18 protein-coding genes are annotated in these 18,370 nt (G+C 71.9%); 13 read left to right on the forward strand and 5 right to left on the reverse strand.

Annotated elements, in window-relative coordinates; genetic code table 11:
• Positions 1–294: 294 nt before the first annotated feature.
• From OG522_RS29830 to OG522_RS29840, 3 genes are all read right to left on the reverse strand, one after another.
• Entirely contained in the window at positions 295–981 is a 687-nt protein-coding gene (locus OG522_RS29830) for a gamma-glutamyl-gamma-aminobutyrate hydrolase family protein (RefSeq protein ID WP_329466125.1), read from the reverse strand.
• A gap of 34 nt (positions 982–1,015) precedes the next feature.
• Positions 1,016–2,467 carry an ethanolamine permease gene (gene eat, locus OG522_RS29835; protein WP_329466126.1) on the reverse strand — a complete coding sequence of 484 codons (1,452 nt, stop codon included), beginning with the start codon at positions 2,465–2,467 and terminating at the stop codon, positions 1,016–1,018.
• Positions 2,468–2,617: 150 nt separating this feature from the next.
• Entirely contained in the window at positions 2,618–3,373 is a 756-nt protein-coding gene (locus tag OG522_RS29840; protein ID WP_385101876.1) for a FadR/GntR family transcriptional regulator, read from the reverse strand.
• Between the two features lie 77 nt (positions 3,374–3,450).
• On the opposite strand from OG522_RS29840, the gene OG522_RS29845 reads away from it, so the two are divergent.
• The 5 genes from OG522_RS29845 (at position 3,451) to OG522_RS29865 (ending at position 9,392) form a co-directional block, all read left to right on the forward strand.
• Positions 3,451–4,815, forward strand: coding sequence for a glutamine synthetase family protein (locus OG522_RS29845; protein ID WP_329466127.1), 1,365 nt, complete (start codon positions 3,451–3,453; stop codon positions 4,813–4,815).
• Between the two features lie 8 nt (positions 4,816–4,823).
• Positions 4,824–6,194, forward strand: coding sequence for an aldehyde dehydrogenase family protein (locus OG522_RS29850; protein ID WP_329466128.1), 1,371 nt, complete (start codon positions 4,824–4,826; stop codon positions 6,192–6,194).
• Between the two features lie 6 nt (positions 6,195–6,200).
• Complete coding sequence (locus OG522_RS29855; protein WP_329466129.1) at positions 6,201–6,986, forward strand: 3-oxoacyl-ACP reductase; 786 nt, start codon at positions 6,201–6,203, stop codon at positions 6,984–6,986.
• A 137-nt stretch (positions 6,987–7,123) separates the two neighbouring features.
• Positions 7,124–8,401 carry a haloacid dehalogenase-like hydrolase gene (locus OG522_RS29860; RefSeq protein WP_329467791.1) on the forward strand — a complete coding sequence of 426 codons (1,278 nt, stop codon included), beginning with the start codon at positions 7,124–7,126 and terminating at the stop codon, positions 8,399–8,401.
• 55 nt (positions 8,402–8,456) lie between these two features.
• Entirely contained in the window at positions 8,457–9,392 is a 936-nt protein-coding gene (locus tag OG522_RS29865) for a DUF2510 domain-containing protein (RefSeq protein ID WP_329466130.1), read from the forward strand.
• Between the two features lie 14 nt (positions 9,393–9,406).
• On the opposite strand, the gene OG522_RS29870 is transcribed toward OG522_RS29865, so the two are convergent.
• Complete coding sequence (locus OG522_RS29870; RefSeq protein WP_329466131.1) at positions 9,407–10,609, reverse strand: amino acid deaminase/aldolase; 1,203 nt, start codon at positions 10,607–10,609, stop codon at positions 9,407–9,409.
• Positions 10,610–10,982: 373 nt separating this feature from the next.
• Between OG522_RS29870 and OG522_RS29875 the strand changes: the two genes are divergently transcribed.
• From OG522_RS29875 to OG522_RS29885, 3 genes are read left to right on the forward strand one after another with little or no spacing between them, the layout of a single operon-like run.
• Positions 10,983–11,852 carry a hypothetical protein gene (locus OG522_RS29875; protein WP_329467792.1) on the forward strand — a complete coding sequence of 290 codons (870 nt, stop codon included), beginning with the start codon at positions 10,983–10,985 and terminating at the stop codon, positions 11,850–11,852.
• Positions 11,849–13,042, forward strand: coding sequence for a type VII secretion-associated serine protease mycosin (gene mycP, locus OG522_RS29880; RefSeq protein ID WP_329466132.1), 1,194 nt, complete (start codon positions 11,849–11,851; stop codon positions 13,040–13,042). Before OG522_RS29875 ends, mycP begins: the two co-directional genes overlap by 4 nt.
• Before the next feature lie 58 nt (positions 13,043–13,100).
• Positions 13,101–13,829 carry an SseB family protein gene (locus OG522_RS29885; RefSeq protein ID WP_329466134.1) on the forward strand — a complete coding sequence of 243 codons (729 nt, stop codon included), beginning with the start codon at positions 13,101–13,103 and terminating at the stop codon, positions 13,827–13,829.
• Positions 13,830–13,859: 30 nt separating this feature from the next.
• On the opposite strand, the gene OG522_RS29890 is transcribed toward OG522_RS29885, so the two are convergent.
• Positions 13,860–14,219, reverse strand: coding sequence for a DUF1844 domain-containing protein (locus tag OG522_RS29890; protein ID WP_329466135.1), 360 nt, complete (start codon positions 14,217–14,219; stop codon positions 13,860–13,862).
• Positions 14,220–14,569: 350 nt separating this feature from the next.
• Between OG522_RS29890 and infC the strand changes: the two genes are divergently transcribed.
• From infC to OG522_RS29915, 5 genes are all read left to right on the forward strand, one after another.
• The gene (infC, locus tag OG522_RS29895; RefSeq protein WP_329467793.1) at positions 14,570–15,262 is read left to right on the forward strand and encodes a translation initiation factor IF-3; all 693 of its coding nucleotides are present in this window, start codon (positions 14,570–14,572) and stop codon (positions 15,260–15,262) included.
• A 103-nt stretch (positions 15,263–15,365) separates the two neighbouring features.
• Positions 15,366–15,560, forward strand: coding sequence for a 50S ribosomal protein L35 (gene rpmI / locus OG522_RS29900; RefSeq protein WP_329466136.1), 195 nt, complete (start codon positions 15,366–15,368; stop codon positions 15,558–15,560).
• 103 nt (positions 15,561–15,663) lie between these two features.
• Positions 15,664–16,047 (forward strand): 50S ribosomal protein L20, encoded by a 384-nt coding sequence (gene rplT, locus OG522_RS29905; protein WP_003970214.1) that lies wholly within the window; start codon positions 15,664–15,666, stop codon positions 16,045–16,047.
• A gap of 184 nt (positions 16,048–16,231) precedes the next feature.
• The gene (locus OG522_RS29910) at positions 16,232–17,086 is read left to right on the forward strand and encodes a TrmH family RNA methyltransferase (protein WP_329466137.1); all 855 of its coding nucleotides are present in this window, start codon (positions 16,232–16,234) and stop codon (positions 17,084–17,086) included.
• A gap of 54 nt (positions 17,087–17,140) precedes the next feature.
• Positions 17,141–18,265 carry a sensor histidine kinase gene (locus OG522_RS29915; protein ID WP_382808518.1) on the forward strand — a complete coding sequence of 375 codons (1,125 nt, stop codon included), beginning with the start codon at positions 17,141–17,143 and terminating at the stop codon, positions 18,263–18,265.
• Positions 18,266–18,370: the final 105 nt, after the last annotated feature.

Raw genomic sequence — 18,370 nt, forward strand, 5'->3', positions numbered from 1 at the left:
GGGGCGCGGCGGAGCCTCCCCGCCGGCGGGCGGAGAGAGCGGGGACACGGAGACACATTGTCAGGATGTGTCCGTGAAATGGCCGGGGAAGGAACGAGTACGCGAAGAGGAACGAGCGGCCAGATGAAGGCGAGGAGTCTCGGGGAATCCGCCCGTGTGAGGGGCGGCGAAAGGAAGATACCCGGACGATCGCCCAAACGTCACCCCCTTGACGGGGCGAGGGATTCCGGGCGTGTCGTACGGCCCCCGGCCACCAGCGGCCGGGGGCCGTCGCCGAGGGCGCGGCGTGGGTCTTCAGCGGGTTGACGCGGCCCGCACAAGACCGTCGGTGACGCGGGTGTCCGTGCCCATCTCGGGATGCCACTGGACGGCCAGGACCCAGCCGGGGCCGGGCAGTTCGGCCGCCTCGACCGTGCCGTCCGCCGCGTGGGCCGAGGCCACCAGGCCGCTGCCGAGCCGGTCCACGCACTGGTGGTGGTAGGTCGGCACGTCCGATGCCTCGGGCACCAGCGAGGCGTACAGCGTGCCCGGCACCGGTTTCACGGTGTGGGCGCCGAACACGCCCGGCCCGCCGGTGTGCCCCTCCAGGTGCTGGACCAGGGTGCCGCCGAGGGCCACGTTGAGGAGCTGAAGACCCCGGCAGATGCCGAGCAGCGGGGTGCCGGCGGCCAGGGCCGCGTCGATCAGGGCGAGCTCCCAGGCGTCCCGCTCCCGGGCGGGTGGTCCGGTACGGGGCGACGGCTCAGCCCCGTACCGGACCGGCTCGACATCGGCCCCGCCCGCGACGATCAGGCCGTCCAGGCGCGCCACGACCTCGGCCGCGGCCGCCGGATCGTCGTCGGGGGGCAGCATCGCGGCGAGTCCGCCGGCCGCCCGGACGAGCCGGGGATAGGCGGCGGGCAGCAGGGCGGCGGGCAGGTCCCACACACCCCACCGGGCGGGCTCCAGGTACGTACTGATGCCGATGAGCGGCTTGGACACGGCGGTGGTCTCCGTTCTTCGGGCCGGTGCTGGTTCAGTCCCGGGCGAGTTCGGCCTCGGCGGCGGCCAGGGCGGCGAACTCCTCCTCGGGCGCGTGGGCGACCAGCCGGTGGCGACTGTAGAGGGCGAAGTAGGCCAGCGCGATCGCGTAGACGCCGAGCGCGATGAACGCGGCGTCCTTGTCCACCAGGAACGTCGCCACCAGCGCGGACAGCGCGAGGACGAAGGCGACCGCCGAGGTCAGGACCCCTCCGGGGGTGCGGTAGGGCCGCGCGAGGCCCGGCTCGCGGCGCCGCAGCACCATGTGCGAGAGCGCCATCAGGGCGTAGGAGATCGTGGCGCCGAACACCGCCACGTTCAGCATCCGGCCGCCGTTGCCGCTCCAGGCGGCGAGTGTGAAGCCGATCGCGCCGGGGATCAGCAGACCCAGGTACGGCGACTTGCGGCGGCTGGTCAGCGACAGGAAGCGGGGCAGGTAGCCGGCCCGCGACAGCGCGAACAGCTGGCGCGAGCCCGCGAAGATCAGCGAGAAGAAGGACGCCACCAGGCCCGCGAGCCCCGCGTAGTTGACGAACCGGCTCAGCGCGGTCGGGCCGCCGTCGCCCTGGAGCGCCACGACCAGCGGGTTGCCCGCGTCCTTGATGGCGGCGGAGCCGTGCGCCCCGGTCGCGGCGAAGAAGGTCACCACGGCGAGCAGCACCAGAATCGACAGTGAGATGGCGAGCGCGCGCGGCATGGAGCGCACCGGGTCCTTGGCCTCCTCGGCCGCCAGCGGCACCCCTTCCACGCCGAGGAAGAACCACATCCCGAAGGGGAACGCGGCCCAGATGCCGAGCACGCCGAACGGCAGCCACGAGCTGGACCCGAGCGCGGAGGTGTCCACCGGGATGTCGTTGAGGCGGGACGCGTCGAAGTCGGTGAGGGCGCCGACGGCGAAGACCAGCAGGGCGGCGACGGCGATCGCGGTGACGACCAGGCTGAAGCGCAGCGCCTCGCCCACGCCCCACAGATGGATCCCAATGAAGATCGCGAAGCAGGCGAGGTAGACGGGCCAGCCGGACGTGAGGCCGAACAGGCCGAGCGACTGGACGTAGTCGCCGATGAACAGGGAGATCGCGGCGGGCGCCAGGATGTACTCGATGAGGATCGCGGTGCCGGTCAAGAAGCCGCCCCAGGTGCCGAGCGCCCGGCGCGCGAAGCCGTAACCGCCGCCCGCGGTGGGCAGGATGGCCGACAGTTCGGCCAGCGAGAACACGAGACAGGCGTACATGACCCCCATCAGGACGGTGGCGACGGCAAGCCCGCCGAAGCCGCCCTTGGAGAGGCCGATGTTCCAGCCGGAGAAGTCGCCGGACACCACATAGGCGACGCCGAGGCCGGTGAGCAGCAGCCAGCCCGCGCTGCCGCGGCGCAGCGTGCGCCGGTGCAGGTAGTCGTCCTCGGCGGAGGTGGATGCTGCGGTGCGGAGGTCGGTGCCCTCGGCCATGAGCCGCTCCAGATGATCGTCAAGGGAGATCAGGTCAATGGTTCGGCTGCATACCTTTGCTGGAGGGCAGGGTGATGCGCAAGGGGTGCGTGTAAAACCGCGGTTACGGAAATCGCCGGTGAACGACGGCCGGGCGGCCGGGAGTTCCCGTCAGGTCAGGAATCCGCGCAGCAGGGCCGCCGTGCCCGCGCAGTGCTCCCGCATCACTTCCCGGGCCCCGTCCGCGTCGCCGTCGAGCACCGCCTCGACCAGCGCGGTGTGCTGGTGCTGCGAGTGCTCCAGGTTGCGGACCAGGAGCGGGATGCAGTCCAGGAGGTCGTTGGCGGTGGCCCGGACGGCCGCGTACTGGGCGGTGAGCGTGGGCGATCCGGAGAGCTCCGCGAGGGTGAGGTGGAGCAGGGTGTCCTGGCGGCGGTAGTCGCCGAGCTCGGCGTCATGGGTCGCGGTGAGCGCGGCCCGCAGCCGCCCGGCACCCTCGTCGGTCAGCCCGTGGGCCGCGCACAGCCCGGCCGCGCCGACCTCCAGAACCTCCCTGAAGCGCAGGACGTCCTCCACGTCCACCGCCGCCACGCGGCGGCGCAGCTCGACCTCCCCGCCGCCCTCGCTGGGTCTGGGCAGCACGAACGTGCCGCCGTACCGGCCGCGCCGGCTCTCGACCATGCCCTGGTCCTGGAGCACCTTGAGCACCTCGCGCAGGGTGACCCGGCTGATCCCCATGCGCTCCGCCAACTCCCGCTCGGAGGGCAGCCGTTCGCCCGGCGGGACCAGGCCGAGCCGCAGTAGCTGGAGGATCTGCTCCAGCGCTTCCTCGAAGCCGTTGCCGGCCCGTACGGTCCGCAGTACGGGGACGAGGGCGTCCGGCGACCTGTCGTCCGCACCGGCCGCCGAGTCGATCTTCTTCGCCACGTCGTGGATTCCCCTTCCCAATCAATGGTCTTACCCCATACCTTATGGCTCTCGGCTGACCCAAGGAGGAGCATCCCGTGGCAGACCGCACACCCCCGCTCTCGATCGAGAAGCTGCGCGCTCTCGTCGCCAGCGGTGAGATCGACACTGTCGTCCTCGCCTTCCCCGATATGCAAGGGCGACTGCAGGGCAAGCGCTTCGCGGCCGGGTTCTTCCTCGACGAAGTCCTGACGCACGGCACCGAAGGCTGCAACTACCTGCTCGCCGTCGACACCGAGATGAACACCGTCGACGGATACGCGATGTCCTCCTGGGAGCGCGGCTACGGCGACTTCGCCATGCACGCGGACCCGGCGACGCTGCGCCGCGTCCCGTGGAACGAGGGCACCGCGATGCTCATCGCCGACCTCGGCTGGAACGACGGCTCGCCGGTCGTCGCGGCCCCCCGCCAGATCCTGCGCCGCCAGCTGGAGCGGCTCGCCGAGCTCGGCTACACCGCCCAGGTCGGCACCGAACTCGAATTCATCGTGTTCAAGGACAGCTACGAGCAGGCCTGGGACGCCGGATACAAGGGCCTCACCCCGGCCAACCAGTACAACATCGACTACTCGGTGCTCGGCACCGGCCGCATCGAGCCGCTGCTTCGCCGCATCCGCAACGAGATGCAGGCGGCGGGCCTGACCGTCGAGTCCGCCAAGGGCGAGTGCAACCCCGGCCAGCACGAGATCGTCTTCCGCTACGACGAGGCCCTGGTCACCTGCGACCAGCACGCCATCTACAAGACGGGCGCCAAGGAGATCGCGGCCCAGGAGGGTGTCTCGCTCACCTTCATGGCCAAGTACGACCAGCGCGAAGGCAACTCCTGTCACATCCACCTCTCGCTCACGGACGAGGACGGCCGCAACGTGATGGCGGGCGACGGCCCCGACCACATGTCGCCGGTCATGCGCCACTTCCTGGCCGGACAGCTCGCCGCGCTGCGCGACTTCTCCCTCCTGTACGCGCCGAACATCAACTCCTACAAGCGCTTCCAGCCCGGATCCTTCGCGCCCACCGCCGTCGCCTGGGGCCACGACAACCGCACCTGTGCGCTCAGGGTCGTCGGCCACGGCGCCGGAACCCGCTTCGAGAACCGCCTCCCGGGCGGCGACGTCAACCCGCACCTGGCCGTCGCCGGACTCGTCGCGGCGGGCCTGTACGGCATCGAGAACAAGCTCGAACTCCCCGAGGCCTGCACCTCGAACGCCTACGTCGGCGACTACGCCCATGTGCCCACCACCCTGCGCGAGGCCGCCGAGCTGTGGGAGAACAGCCCCATCGCCAAGGCCGCCTTCGGCGACGAAGTCGTCCAGCACTACCGCAACATGGCGCGGGTCGAACTCGACGCGTTCGACGCCGCGGTGACCGACTGGGAGCTCCGCCGCTCCTTCGAACGCCTGTGAGGAACGACTTGTCCACTGCGTACGAGCTACAGGTACTCAACCCGGCCACCGCGGAAGTCATCGCGACCGTCCAGGGTGCGACCCCCGCCGATGTCGACGCCGCGGTCGGGCGGGCCCGCTCCGCCCAGCGCGGCTGGGCCGCCGCGGCCCCCGCGGACCGGGCCCGCCTCCTTCGCCGGTTCGCGGCCACCGTTGACGAACACATCGAGGAACTGGCCCGGTTGGAGGTCCGTGAAGCCGGACACACCATCGGCAACGCCCGCTGGGAGGCGGGCAACGTCCGCGATCTGCTCGACTTCTCGGCCGGGGGAGTGGAGCGCCTGAGTGGCCGTCAGATTCCGGTCGCGGGCGGCCTCGACATCACGATCCTCGAACCGCTCGGCGTGATCGGCGTGATCGCTCCCTGGAACTTCCCGATGCCGATCGCCGCCTGGGGCGTCGCCCCGGCGCTCGCCGCCGGCAACGCGGTGATCCTCAAGCCCGCCGAGACGACCCCGCTCACCGCGCTGCGGCTGGCCGAACTCGCCCTGGAGGCAGGACTTCCCGAAGGCCTCTTCCAGGTGCTCCCGGGTGCGGGCACGATCGCTGGTGACGCGCTCGTCGAGCATCCCGGAGTCGCGAAGATCGTCTTCACCGGATCGACCCGCGTCGGCAAGCAGATCATGGCCAAGTGCGCCGACCGCGTGAAGCGCGTGACCCTCGAACTCGGCGGCAAGAGCCCCAACATCGTCTTCGCCGACGCCGACATCGAGGCGGCCGCCGCGGCCACGCCCATGTCCTTCCTGGACAACTCCGGCCAGGACTGCTGCGCCCGCACCCGCATCCTGGTCCAGCGGACCGCGTACGACCGCTTCATGGAACTGCTCGCCCCCGCGATCGAGGAGGTCGTGGTCGGCGACCCGGCCGACGAGAAGACGCAGATGGGCCCGCTGATCTCGCGGGCGCAGCTCCAGCGGGTCCGGTCATACGTGCCCGACAGTGCGCCCGGCATCCGCGGCAGCGCGCCCGAGGGGCCCGGCTTCTGGTTCCCGCCGACCGTCCTGACCGGCCTCGACGCGGACGCGGCCGCCGCCGTCGAGGAGGTCTTCGGGCCCGTCGCCGTGGTGCTCCCCTTCGAGGACGAGGCGGACGCCGTGCGGCTCGCCAACGCCACCGAGTACGGGCTCTCCGGATCGATCTGGACCCGGGACGTCGGCCGCGCGCTGCGCGTCTCGCGGGGCGTCGCCGCGGGCAACCTCTCGGTCAACTCCCATTCCAGCGTGCGCTATTCGACCCCGTTCGGCGGCTACCGACAGTCCGGCCTCGGCCGGGAACTCGGGCCCGACGCCCTCACCGCTTTCACCGAAACCAAGAACGTCTTCATCAGCACGGAGGCCTGAACCACCATGTCTTCTGACGCCAGCATCTGCCGCCGCCTGGTCGGCCGCACCGCCGTCATCACCGGGGCCGGCAGCGGCATCGGCCTCGCCACCGCCAGGCGCCTCGCCGCCGAAGGCGCCAACGTCGTGTGCGGCGACATCGACGAGACGGCGGGCAAGGCCGCGGCCGAAGCCGTCGGCGGCACCTTCGTCAAGGTCGACGTCACCGACCAGGAGCAGGTCGAGGCGCTCTTCAAGGCCGCGTTCGACACCTACGGCAGCGTCGACATCGCGTTCAACAACGCGGGCATCTCGCCACCCGACGACGACTCCATCCTCACCACCGGCCTCGACGCCTGGCGCCGGGTCCAGGAAGTCAACCTCACCTCCGTGTACCTGTGCTGCAAGGCAGCGCTGCCCTACATGCAGCGTCAGGGCCGGGGTTCCATCATCAACACCGCCTCGTTCGTGGCGATCATGGGGGCCGCCACCTCGCAGATCTCGTACACCGCCTCCAAGGGCGGCGTGCTCGCCATGTCGCGCGAGCTCGGCGTGCAGTTCGCCCGCGAGGGCATCCGCGTCAACGCGCTGTGCCCCGGGCCGGTCAACACCCCGCTGCTCCAGGAGCTGTTCGCCAAGGACCCCGAGCGCGCCGCGCGCCGTCTGGTGCACATCCCGGCGGGCCGGTTCGCGGAGGCCGACGAGATCGCGGCCGCGGTCGCCTTCCTCGCCAGTGACGACTCCTCGTTCATCAACGCCACCGACTTCCTGGTCGACGGCGGCATCTCGGGGGCGTACGTCACCCCCCTCTAGGCATCCCTCCCCGAATCCGTGAACCCCGATGTTCACCTCGGGTCCACGCAGAAGGCAGCCGGGCGTCGCGCGACGCCCGGCTGTGCTGTCTAGCGTCCGCGATGATCTTCCGACGACAGGAGCCCCACAGCGTGTCCATGTCCAGCATCGCCCGCCGCCTGCCGGTCCTCGCCACGGCCCTCTGCATAGCCGCCACCGGCGTCGTCGCCGCCCAGCCCGCCGAGGCGCGCACCGCCCACTGCCCTCAACTGACCATCTCCCAGGGCTGGTACGGGGACAACAAGGCCCGGCTGCAACAGCTGATCGACAGCTACGGCACCTGCGGCGCGAGCGCCCGGCACGGCAAGAAGCCGGTCGCCGTCTTCGACTGGGACAACACCGTCGTCAAGAACGACGTCGGCGACGCCACGATGTACTGGATGCTGCGCAACGCGAAGATCCAGCGTCCGACGGCCGGCGACTGGCACACCACCAGCCGCTATCTGACCGACGACGCCGCGACCGCCCTGGCCGCGTCCTGCCCGGCCGGTTCCTCCAAGACCCTGCCCACCGCCACCGACACCGGGTGCGCGGACGAGATCCTCGCGGTGTACGGCGAGGGCAGGACCAGCAAGGGCGCGGCGGCCTTCGCCGGATACGACCGCCGCACCATCGAGCCCGCGTACGCCTGGCTCGCCCAGCTCCTGCACGGCTGGACCCCGGCCCAGGTCAAGTCGTTCGCGTCGGCGGCCCGCGCCGAGAACCTGGCCGCCCCCGCCGACGCCGTGCAGACGGTCGGCAGCAACACCAAGGCGACGGCCTGGGTGCGCTACTACGACCAGCAGCGCGATCTGATCCGTACGCTCCAGAAGGCGGGCTTCGACGTCTGGATCACCTCGGCCTCGCCCGAGCCCGTCGTGGACGTGTGGGCGCGCGGCGCGGGCGTCGACCCCGACCACGCGATCGGCATCCGCTCCACCACCGAGCACGGGCGCATCACCTCGCACCTCAAGGGCTGCGGCGCGGCCAAGGACGGCGACGACTCGGTGATCACCTACATCGACGGCAAGCGCTGCTGGATCAACCAGGAGATCTTCGGCGTGCGGGGAGCCGCGGCCGACAAGGTCCAACCCCCCTCGAAGCGCCAGGTGTTCGCGGCCGGGGACTCCGACACCGACGTCTCCTTCCTGCGCGACGCGACCGGCCTGCGGCTCGCCCTGAACCGCAACAAGAACGAGCTGATGTGCCGCGCGTACGACGACAGTGACGGCCGCTGGATCGTGAACCCCATGTTCATCGAGCCGAAGGGGCAGAAGGCGGCGCCGTACCCGTGCGCCACCACCGGCTACACCGACCACGACGGCACCCCGGCCCCGGTCCGGCGCGGCGACGGCTCGGTGGTCCCGGACCAGCGGGACACGGTGTACGCGGGCTGAGTCCCGGACCGGCGGGACACCCCTGGGGCAGAGCCTCAGGCTCTAGGGTGTGGCCATGACCATGACGACCCCGCCCGGCTGGTACCCGGACCCGGGCGCGCCCGGTGTCGAGCGCTGGTGGGACGGCACAGCCTGGACCGGCCACACCAGAGCGCAGGGAGAGCAGGCTTACGGGCCGAGCCGGCCGGTCACCCCGTCCCAGCCGGTCACCGTCGTCGCCGGGTCTCCCACGCCGCGGCGCCGTGGTCCGCTGGTGGCGGCCGCGGTCGTGGTCCTGGTGGCCGCGGCCGTCGGCGGGGTCGCGCTCCTCGGTAAAGGCGACGCCGGGACGCCGAAGGCGGCGGGCAGCACCACGGGCATCACGGCGACCGGTGCCACCAACTCCCCGACGCCGAAGGCGAGTTCGCAGCCCTCCAGCGACCCGCACACCCTCGTGGACCAGCTCAACGGCATCACCCTGCCGATCCCGGACGGCTGGGAGAAGACGGACGACATGGTCAGCGGGCTCGTCACCATGCAGACCAAGGACACCTACAACTGCCCCGGGGACTCCGGCTTCTGCCCCCACGGCAGGGTCACCACCACCACGGCGACCTCCACCGACCTGAAGACCGCCGAGGCCATCGCCAAGCACGACATCGGCGACGCGGCGAACGCCACCTACGACCGCGACCCGGCCGGTAGCCGCCTGTACGGCGGGATCACCTCGCACCGCGAGGTCAGGACCGGCCCCGTGGTGGTGAACGGCCGCACCGGCTACCTGGTGCGCTGGGAGGTCAGGACCGGTGCGGGGCCCGGCGGTTACGTCGAGTCGCTCGCCTTCCCCTCGACCGTCGGCAGCGAGGCGATGATCATCGCGAGGTTCGCCTTCGACGCGGGCCCCGCCGGGCCGCCGCTCGCCCTCATGGACACCATCACCCGGGGCATCACGCCCATCGGAGGCGGACAGAACGGCGGCGTCGGCAGCAGTCTCGCCCCGCCGTCCCTCTGACCTCGGCCGCCCCCCTACAGGAACGTGCGGCCCTCGCCCCGGTACGTCGGCACGGTCGCCGTCACCCGGTCGCCCTCGACGAGCTGCAACTCATCGAAACGCTCGCACAGTTCGCCCGCCTTCGCGTGCCGGAACCACACCTTGTCGCCGATCAGCAGATCGTCGGCGGGGGAGCCGAGCAGCGGTGTCTGCACCTCTCCCGCGCCCTCCTGCGGGTCGTAGCGCAGCCCCTCCGGCAGGTACGGCACCGGAAGGCGGTCCGCGCCGGGCGCGCCGGACGCCGGATAGCCGCCGCCCAGGACCGTGACGACCCCGACCCCCGGCCGGCGCACCACCGGCTGGGCGAACAGCGCCGCCGGACGCCCGCTGAACGACGTGTAGTTGTCGAAGAGCCGCGGCACGTACAGGCCCGACCCCGCGGCGACCTCGGTCACCGCGGCCTCGGCCGCCGTGTGCTGGACGCTGCCCGTGCCGCCGCCGTTGACGAACTCCAGGTCCCCCGCCACCGCCCGCACCGCGCGCACCACCTCGCCGCGCCGCGCCGCCAGCTCCCTGCGGGCCGCCGCCTGCATCAGCCGGATCGCGCGCGAGCGCACCGGGCGCCCCGCCACCGCGTCCCCGACCCCGGCCACATGGCCCTCGTACGCCATCAGGCCCACCAGCGTGAAGCCCGGCCGCCGCACCACCGAGCGGGCCAGATCGGCGAGTTGGGCCGGGGTGCGCAGCGGGGAGCGGCGCGCGCCGACGCGCACCCGGCCGCCGAGGAGCTGGAGCGAGGTGTCCAGTTCCAGGCAGACCCGTACCTCCAGGTCGTCGCGCTCGCGCGCCCGGTCCACGAGGTCGAGCTGTGCCGGATCGTCGATCATGACGGTGACGGCCGCCGTCAGCTTGGGGTCCGAGGTCAGCTCGGCGAAGGAGGCCCGGTCAGCCGACGGATAGGCCAGCAGGACATCGTCGAACCCGGCCCGCGCCAGCCATAGCGACTCGGCGAGCGTGAAGGACATCAGGCCGGCGAAACCGGGCCGGGCGAGCACCCGTTCAAGCAGGGCGCGGCACCGCACCGACTTGCTGGCCACCCGGACCGGCTTGCCGGCGGCCCGGTGCACCAGATCGTCCGCGTTGGCGTCGAACGCCTCCAGATCGACGATCGCGACGGGCGCGTCGAGATGAGCGGTCGCCCGGTCGTACCGGGCGCGGTCAGCGGCGCGGGGTGTCATGGCCAAAGCCTGCCAGACCCGGTTACCACAAGGTAGGGGGACGATCGGGGCAGATGCCGCGACGGCCCGGACCGGTCTCGGCCCGCACAGGATCAGCCCGTAGAGTGACGCCCGAGCGGAACGGGCTGAACTGGACGGCAAGAGGGGCACGAGGGGGGGGCGTATGACCACCGACGCACGACCCCCCAGCACCCCCCAACCGCCGCCACCCGCACCGGCGCCCGAGCATGCCGACGACCCCGCACAGACCCCCGCACAGCCGGACGCACGGGTCCCCGCCCAGCCGGACGCCGACGACGCCGCGAGCCGGCTCCGCTCGGCCCTCGACCTGATCGACCCGGGCCCGGTCCTGCCGAACAAGCCCATACCGCGCATGAATTCGACCCCCGTGCCGCCTGTCATACCCCCGCCGCCCCCCGCCCCGCCGCGGCCGCTGCTGCCCCCGGAACCCCTCTCGGACGAGCCCACCGCGCTGCGTCCGGTGCCCGCGCGGCGGCCCGGAATCGTCGCCGCGGCCGCCGTCTGCGTGGTTCTCGGCGCGGGCCTGCTCGGCGGGGCCGCCGCCGGAACCTGGCTCGGCGACGACTCCGGCGGCCCCGCCGACCGCAGCAACTACACCGCCGCCCGCGACCTCTGGCACAGCGTGCCGGTCGACACGCTCTTCCCCCGCACCATCACCGGCACCGGCGCGGGCCCCGGCGGCGCCGACCGCGACTGGATCCGGGTCGGCGTCGCCCCCGACAGCGACTGCGCGGGCACCCTCGACCCGCTGCTGCTCAAGGTGCTCGAACCGGTCGGCTGCGCCCGCATGGTGCGCGCCACCTACACCGACGCGACCGCCAGCAGCGTCACCACCGTCGGCCTGATCTTCACCCAGGCCGAACCCGACGCGATGACCGCCCTGGAGAACCGGTTCGCCACCGAGAAGCTCGGCGACCGCACCGATCTGATGCCGCGCAGCTACCCCGTCAAGGGCACCGAGGCCGCCGCCTTCGGCGACAAGCAGCGCGCGAGCTGGACCGTACGGGTCCTCACCGACGCACCCGTCGTCGTCACCGCTGTCTCCGGGTTCGCCGACGGCCGCCCGGTCGCCGTGCCCCAGTCCGCCGACCAGGCCACCGCCGAGGGAGCGAGCGGCTCCGTCGCCGAAGCCGGCCTGGGCTTCGAGGCGAAGGGCATCGCGGACAACGTCGCACGCGGTCTGCGCAAGAAGGCCGCCGCCACCCCGGAGCCCGCCCGATGACGAAGCCCGCCCTCCGGCTGCGCCGCACCGCCGCACTCGCGTCGGCCGCTGCGCTCACCCTGCTGCTGACCGCGGCCCCGGCCCGCGCCGACGGCATCCGCGACCGCCAGTGGGAGCTCGGTGCGATGCACACCCAGCAGGCGTGGCGTACGACCAAGGGCAAGGGCATCACGGTGGCGGTCCTCGACACAGGCGTCGACGCCGGCCACCCCGACCTCGCCGGGCAGGTACTTCCCGGCACCGACCTCATCGGTTTCGGCGCGGGCCAGGGCAGCCGCGACTGGGCCCGGCACGGCACCGCCATGGCCGGCATCATCGCGGGCCACGGGCACGGCGCCGGAAACGAGTCCGGGGTGCTCGGCATCGCCCCCGAGGCCAGGATCCTCCCGGTCCGCGTCATCCTGGAATCCACCGACCCGGCCCGCAAACAGGCCCGCGAGACCAAGGGCGGCGCGCTGGCCGACGGCATCCGCTGGGCCGCCGACAACGGTGCCGACGTCATCAACCTCTCGCTCGGCGACGACAGCGCCTCCGCCCACCCCGAACCCGCCGAGGACGCAGCCATCCAGTACGCCCTCGGCAAGGGCGCCGTCGTGGTGGCCTCCGCGGGCAACGGCGGCGACCAGGGCGACCACATCTCCTACCCGGCCGCCTACCCCGGCGTCATCGCGGTGGCCGCCGTCGACCGGAACGGCACCCACGCCTCCTTCTCCACCCGCCGCTGGTACGCCACCGTCAGCGCCCCCGGCGTCGATGTCGTCATAGCGGACCCGGACCGCAAGTACTACGAGGGCTGGGGCACCAGCGCCGCCTCCGCGTTCGTCTCCGGCGCCGTCGCCCTCGTCCGTTCCGTGAACCCCGGGCTCACCCCGGCGCAGATCAAGACGTTGCTCGCCGACACCGCTCGGGACGCCCCCCAGAGCGGCCGCGACGACGCGCGCGGCTACGGCATGGTCGATCCGGCCGCGGCCCTCACCGCCGCCGCGAAGCTGAAGCCCGCCGGGCTGCGCTCGCAGTCCACGGCGTACTCCAAGACCTATTTCGGCAGCGGCCCCAACGCGCCCGCCGCCGACGACTCCCCGGCCGACTGGCTGGCCCCCGTCTCCGCGGGCGGTGGCGTCCTGCTGCTGGCCGCGGGCGTCGTCCTGTGGCGCTCCACCCGCGTCAGGACCCCGCGCGAGTGGCTCTGAGGCCGGGCCTTTCGAAGGCCGTGCCGGACCCGGCACCGCCCCCGGTTAGGCTCGTGCCGTGGCGCTCAAGAACATTCCGGATTCCGGTTTCTCCGACGACGACGGCACTGCCGCCCCCGAACTGACCGCGGCGCTCGCCGCCTGGGCGCAGGACCGGGCGGCCGAGCCGCGGGTGCTCGCCGCGCTGAGCACGGCCAGGCTGCTCGTGCCCGTGGTGGCGATGCTCGGCGAGAGCGAGATCGACGGACACGGTCTGAAGCGGGAGAAGACCAGTGACATGGCCGTCCCCACCCTGAAGGCGGGCGACCGCACGGCGCTGCCCGCGTTCACGTCGATCGAGGCGCTGGCCCGGTGGGACCCCGAGGCCCGGCCGGTCGCCGTCCCGCTGCACCAGGCGCTGGCGGCCGCCGTGCACGAGAAGGCCGACACCGTGGTCATCGACCTCGCGGGTCCGGTCGCCTACGAACTGAAGGGCGCGGCCCTGCTGGCCCTGGCGGAGGGGCGCACCAGCGCGGACCCGCTGGAGGATCCGTCGGTGCTGGGCGCGGTGCGCTCGGCGGTGGCAGCCGTCCCGGCGGTGCTGCGTGCCCACCTCGGCCCCGGCAGCGCGGACGGCACGCTCGCCCTGGTCCTCGCCGACGGGGAGGTGCCGGCCGAGGCGGCCCGCCGGGTCGCCGAGCTGATCGCCGCCGACGAGACCCTGCGGGCCAGGCTGGTACGTGGCCTGGACCTCGCGCTGCTGCCGCCGCAGGCCCCGCCGCCGAACGAGCCGCTCTTCACCCGCTGAAAGGGGAGGAGCGGCCCGTGCTGAAGGGGCTCAGCCGAAGACGGCCCCGGTGTACTTCTCGCCCGGCCCCTGGCCCGGCTCGTCCGGCACGACCGACGCCTCGCGGAACGCCAGCTGGAGCGACTTCAGGCCGTCGCGCAGCGGGGCCGCGTGGAAGGACGAGATCTCGGTCGCCCCGGCGTCGAGCAGACCGGCCAGGGCGTGCACCAGCTTGCGGGCCTCGTCGAGGTCCTTGTACTGGTCGCCCTCCTCGGTAAGACCGAGCTTCACGGCGGCGGCGCTCATCAGGTTCACGGCGACCGTCACGATCACCTCGACGGCGGGAACCTCCGCGATGTCGCGGGCCATGGTGTCGAAGTCTGCGGGCTGATTGGGGGGCGTTTCACTCATGCCCCACACGATATGCGGTGCGGGCCCGCGCTCCGCCCAGGCACTCGATTAGCCCGTCCGTCCCGTTGCTGCTAACCTTGTGTAACGACCGGCCAGGCACGTGTGCCCGGCCCACAAGTGGAGGCTCCGATCTCCCACCCGACCACCCTCCGGGGCGGCGGGTCATCCGGTCAGGTGGCCACCATCGTTCCGTACGGACGATGGAGCCGCCCGATGTGCGCCCCGCGGTAGACCGCGGCGGTGTTCCGGTTTTCTTGGAGCCCCGCCTGTGTCCGTCCCGGGGCATTTTTTGTGTCCCGAGTCGGTTGGTCACGTCAATACAGACGTACGCGGCTGTCTGCCAGGCAGTCGTGTGGTGCTACCGAGGAGGATCCATCAGCGCCGAGCCCCGCATCAACGACCGGATTCGCGTGCCCGAGGTGCGACTTGTCGGCCCCAGTGGCGAGCAGGTCGGAATCGTTCCGCTTGCCAAGGCCCTGGAGCTCGCACAGGAGTACGACCTCGACCTGGTCGAGGTGGCGGCGACCGCCCGTCCGCCCGTGTGCAAGCTCATGGACTACGGGAAGTTCAAGTACGAGTCGGCCATGAAGGCCCGTGAGGCGCGCAAGAACCAGGCGCACACGGTCATCAAGGAGATGAAGCTCCGGCCGAAGATCGACCCGCACGACTACGACACCAAAAAGGGTCACGTCGTCCGGTTCCTCAAGCAGGGCGACAAGGTCAAGATCACGATCATGTTCCGTGGTCGCGAGCAGTCCCGGCCGGAACTCGGCTACCGACTGCTCCAGCGCCTCGCTTCGGACGTGGAGGACCTCGGCTTCGTCGAGTCCAGCCCGAAGCAGGACGGCCGAAACATGATCATGGTTCTCGGTCCGCACAAGAAGAAGACCGAGGCGATGGCCGAAGCCCGCGAGGCCCAGGCGGCCCGCAAGGCGGAGCGTCAGGGTCTGTCGGCCCAGGCGGACGAGTCCGCCCAGGACGAGGCCGTTGCGGAGGCGCCCGTCGCTGAAGCCGTGGCCGAGGAACACCCCGCCGAGGCCTGATTCCGGGACAGCCCGTTCCGGATATCAACCGATACATATGACGCTCCCGAGCGCCGGTCCCCGGACCGGCTGGGAGCGCCACTGACGAGGAGATAACGGCGCTATGCCGAAGAACAAGTCGCACAGCGGTGCCAGCAAGCGCTTCAAGATCACCGGCTCCGGCAAGGTGCTCCGTGAGCGCGCCGGCAAGCGCCACCTGCTCGAGCACAAGTCGTCCAAGAAGACCCGCTCGCTGACGGGCACGGTCGTCGTGGCTCCGGCCGACGCCAAGAAGATCAAGAAGCTTCTCGGCAAGTGACGTCCTCCGCCTCCTCACCACGGAGGCGGAACGTCGAGACCGGGACCTATTCGATTTCGGGTCGTGTGAGTCCAACCACGGCCCCGCTACAAGGAGTTAACAAGTGGCACGCGTCAAGCGGGCAGTAAACGCCCACAAGAAGCGCCGGGCGATCCTCGAGGCGGCCTCCGGCTACCGCGGTCAGCGTTCGCGCCTGTACCGCAAGGCCAAGGAGCAGGTCACCCACTCGCTGGTCTACAACTACAACGACCGCAAGAAGCGCAAGGGCGACTTCCGTCAGCTGTGGATCCAGCGCATCAACGCCGCTGCCCGCCAGAACGGCATGACGTACAACCGCCTCATCCAGGGTCTGAAGGCCGCCAACATCGAGGTGGACCGCAAGATCCTGGCCGAGCTCGCGGTCAACGACGCCAACGCGTTCGCCGCGCTCGTCGAGGTGGCCCAGAAGGCCCTCCCGAGCGACGTCAACGCCCCGAAGGCCGCGTAAGCGCCTGACGGCTTGTTGAGCCGGACCGGACCCGCAGGCCGATGGCCTGCGGGTCCGTGCGTTCCAAAACCCCGGCCTTCTTGGGCCGGCCCGCTTGTGACGGCGGGTTGTGCGTGGCTGGTCGCGCGGTTCCCCGCGCCCCAGCGGGACTGCCCCCGCCCCCTCGTAGAGAGACCGCGAGTACATGCCCACCCCCGAGTTGATCTCCCCGCGTTCCCCGCGCGTCGCCGCCGCCCGCCGGCTCGCCCGGCGCAACTTCCGGGGCAAGGAACGCCGGTTCATCGCCGAGGGGCCGCAGGCCGTGCGCGAGGCCGTCGAGCACCGCAGCGACGGCGAGCCCACCCTCATCGAGCTGTTCACCACCGTCGAGGCCGCCGAGCGGTACGCGGACATCGTGACCGCCGCCCTCGAAGCGGGCGCCCGCGTCCACCACGCCGACGACGAGGTGCTCGCCGAGGTGTCGCAGACGGTCACCCCGCAGGGCATCGTCGGCGTCTGCCGCTTCCTGGACTCCCCGTTCGAGGAGATCCTCAAGGCGAAGCCGAAGCTCGTCGCCGTGCTCGCGCACGTCCGCGACCCCGGGAACGCGGGCACCGTGCTGCGCTGCGCGGACGCCGCCGGCGCCGACGCGGTCGTCCTCACCGACGCCTCCGTCGACCTCTACAACCCCAAGTCCGTGCGCGCGTCGGTCGGTTCGCTCTTCCACCTGCCGGTCGCCGTGGGCGTCCCGGTGGAGCAGGCCGTCCAGGGCCTGCGGGACGCGGGCGTGCGCATCCTGGCGGCCGACGGCGCGGGCGAGGACGACCTCGACGCCGAGCTCGACGCGGGGACCATGGGCGGGCCCACCGCGTGGATCTTCGGCAACGAGGCCTGGGGCCTGCCCGAGGAGACCCGCGCACTCGCGGACGCCGTGGTACGCGTGCCCATCCACGGCAAGGCCGAGAGCCTCAACCTCGCGACCGCCGCCGCCGTGTGTCTCTACGGCTCCGCCCGTGCGCAGCGAGCTGCGGGAGGGTGCCGCTCCGTGACCTCGTACTAGTAGTGTTGCGGGCTCGGGGGCCCACTCAGCGCTTCGGAGAGGTGGGATACGGGGATGGCTGTCGGCATGAGCAGCACCGGCAACAGCACCGCGCTGTGTCCGTCCGCCCGTCCTGATGTCCTCGGCTTCGACCCCGACGACCTGCCCGACGGCATCGTGGTCGCCGACGACAAGGGGCAGGTGATCTGCTTCAACGCCGCCGCGGTGAGGATCACGGCGGTCGCCAAGCACGAGGCGCTCGGCTTCCCGCTGGAGCGCGCGCTGCCGCTCGAAGACCTCAAGGGCCGCCGCTGGTGGCAGCTCACCGACCCGTACGGCGGCCTCGCCATCCGGGTCGGCCAGCCCGAACGCAATCTGCTGCTGCCCGGCGGCCGCGAGGTGCTGGTCTCCGCACGCTACGTACGCGAGCGCCCGACCGGGCCCGTGCGCCGGGTCGTCGTCAGCCTGCGCTCCACCGAGGCCCGGCGGCGCACGGAGCGCTCGCACGCCGAACTCATCGCCACCGTCGCCCACGAACTGCGCTCCCCGCTGACCTCCGTGAAGGGTTTCACCGCGACCCTGCTGGCCAAGTGGGAGCGGTTCACCGACGACCAGAAGCGGCTGATGCTGGAGACCGTCGACGCGGACGCCAACCGCGTCACCCGGCTCATCGCCGAACTCCTCGACATCTCGCGCATCGACTCCGGGCGGCTCGAAGTGCGCCGCCAGCCGGTGGACGTCCCGGCCGCCGTCGGCCGCCACCTCCAGGCCCACGTCGCCTCCGGTCAGTCCCCGGACCGCTTCCTGGTGCGCGTCCAGCGGCCGCTGCCCGACCTCTGGGCGGATCCGGACAAGATCGACCAGGTACTCGGCAACCTGCTGGAAAACGCGGTGCGCCACGGCGAGGGAACCGTCACCATTGAGGTGGCACCAGCGCCCGTCCGCATTGACGAGCACGACGAGAAGGGAACGGCCGTCACCGTGAGCGACGAAGGCCCCGGCATCCCCGAGGAGTCGATGGGCCGCGTCTTCACCCGCTTCTGGCGGGGGAGCAAGCGCGGCGGGACGGGGCTCGGCCTGTACATCGTCAAGGGCATCGTCGAGGCGCACGGCGGCACCATCACGGTCGGCCGCGGCCCCGGCGGCGGCGCCCAGTTCCGATTTATCCTGCCCGTGGCGGCTCCGGCGTATCTCCAGTAGATCGCCCCCCGAGCCGCCCACGGGCGCACTCACATTCCTCCACCCCGTTAGACTCGACCTTTGGCGCGTTTGTGTCCGCGCGCTATTCGCGGTATCGCTGTCGCG

It is taken from the genome of Streptomyces sp. NBC_01431 (assembly GCF_036231355.1).
Classification (GTDB): Bacteria; Actinomycetota; Actinomycetes; order Streptomycetales; family Streptomycetaceae; genus Streptomyces.

Bases quoted from the DNA above. Each gene is read 5' to 3' on its own strand.
- eat (WP_329466126.1), bottom strand. From the start codon at position 2,467: ATGGCCGAGGGCACCGACCTCCGCACCGCAGCATCCACCTCCGCCGAG.
- OG522_RS29855 (WP_329466129.1), top strand. From the start codon at position 6,201: ATGTCTTCTGACGCCAGCATCTGCCGCCGCCTGGTCGGCCGCACCGCC.
- OG522_RS29860 (WP_329467791.1), top strand. From the start codon at position 7,124: ATGTCCAGCATCGCCCGCCGCCTGCCGGTCCTCGCCACGGCCCTCTGC.
- OG522_RS29865 (WP_329466130.1), top strand. From the start codon at position 8,457: ATGACCATGACGACCCCGCCCGGCTGGTACCCGGACCCGGGCGCGCCC.
- OG522_RS29870 (WP_329466131.1), bottom strand. From the start codon at position 10,609: ATGACACCCCGCGCCGCTGACCGCGCCCGGTACGACCGGGCGACCGCT.
- OG522_RS29875 (WP_329467792.1), top strand. From the start codon at position 10,983: ATGAATTCGACCCCCGTGCCGCCTGTCATACCCCCGCCGCCCCCCGCC.
- mycP (WP_329466132.1), top strand. From the start codon at position 11,849: ATGACGAAGCCCGCCCTCCGGCTGCGCCGCACCGCCGCACTCGCGTCG.
- OG522_RS29890 (WP_329466135.1), bottom strand. From the start codon at position 14,219: ATGAGTGAAACGCCCCCCAATCAGCCCGCAGACTTCGACACCATGGCC.
- rpmI (WP_329466136.1), top strand. From the start codon at position 15,366: ATGCCGAAGAACAAGTCGCACAGCGGTGCCAGCAAGCGCTTCAAGATC.
- OG522_RS29910 (WP_329466137.1), top strand. From the start codon at position 16,232: ATGCCCACCCCCGAGTTGATCTCCCCGCGTTCCCCGCGCGTCGCCGCC.
- OG522_RS29915 (WP_382808518.1), top strand. From the start codon at position 17,141: ATGGCTGTCGGCATGAGCAGCACCGGCAACAGCACCGCGCTGTGTCCG.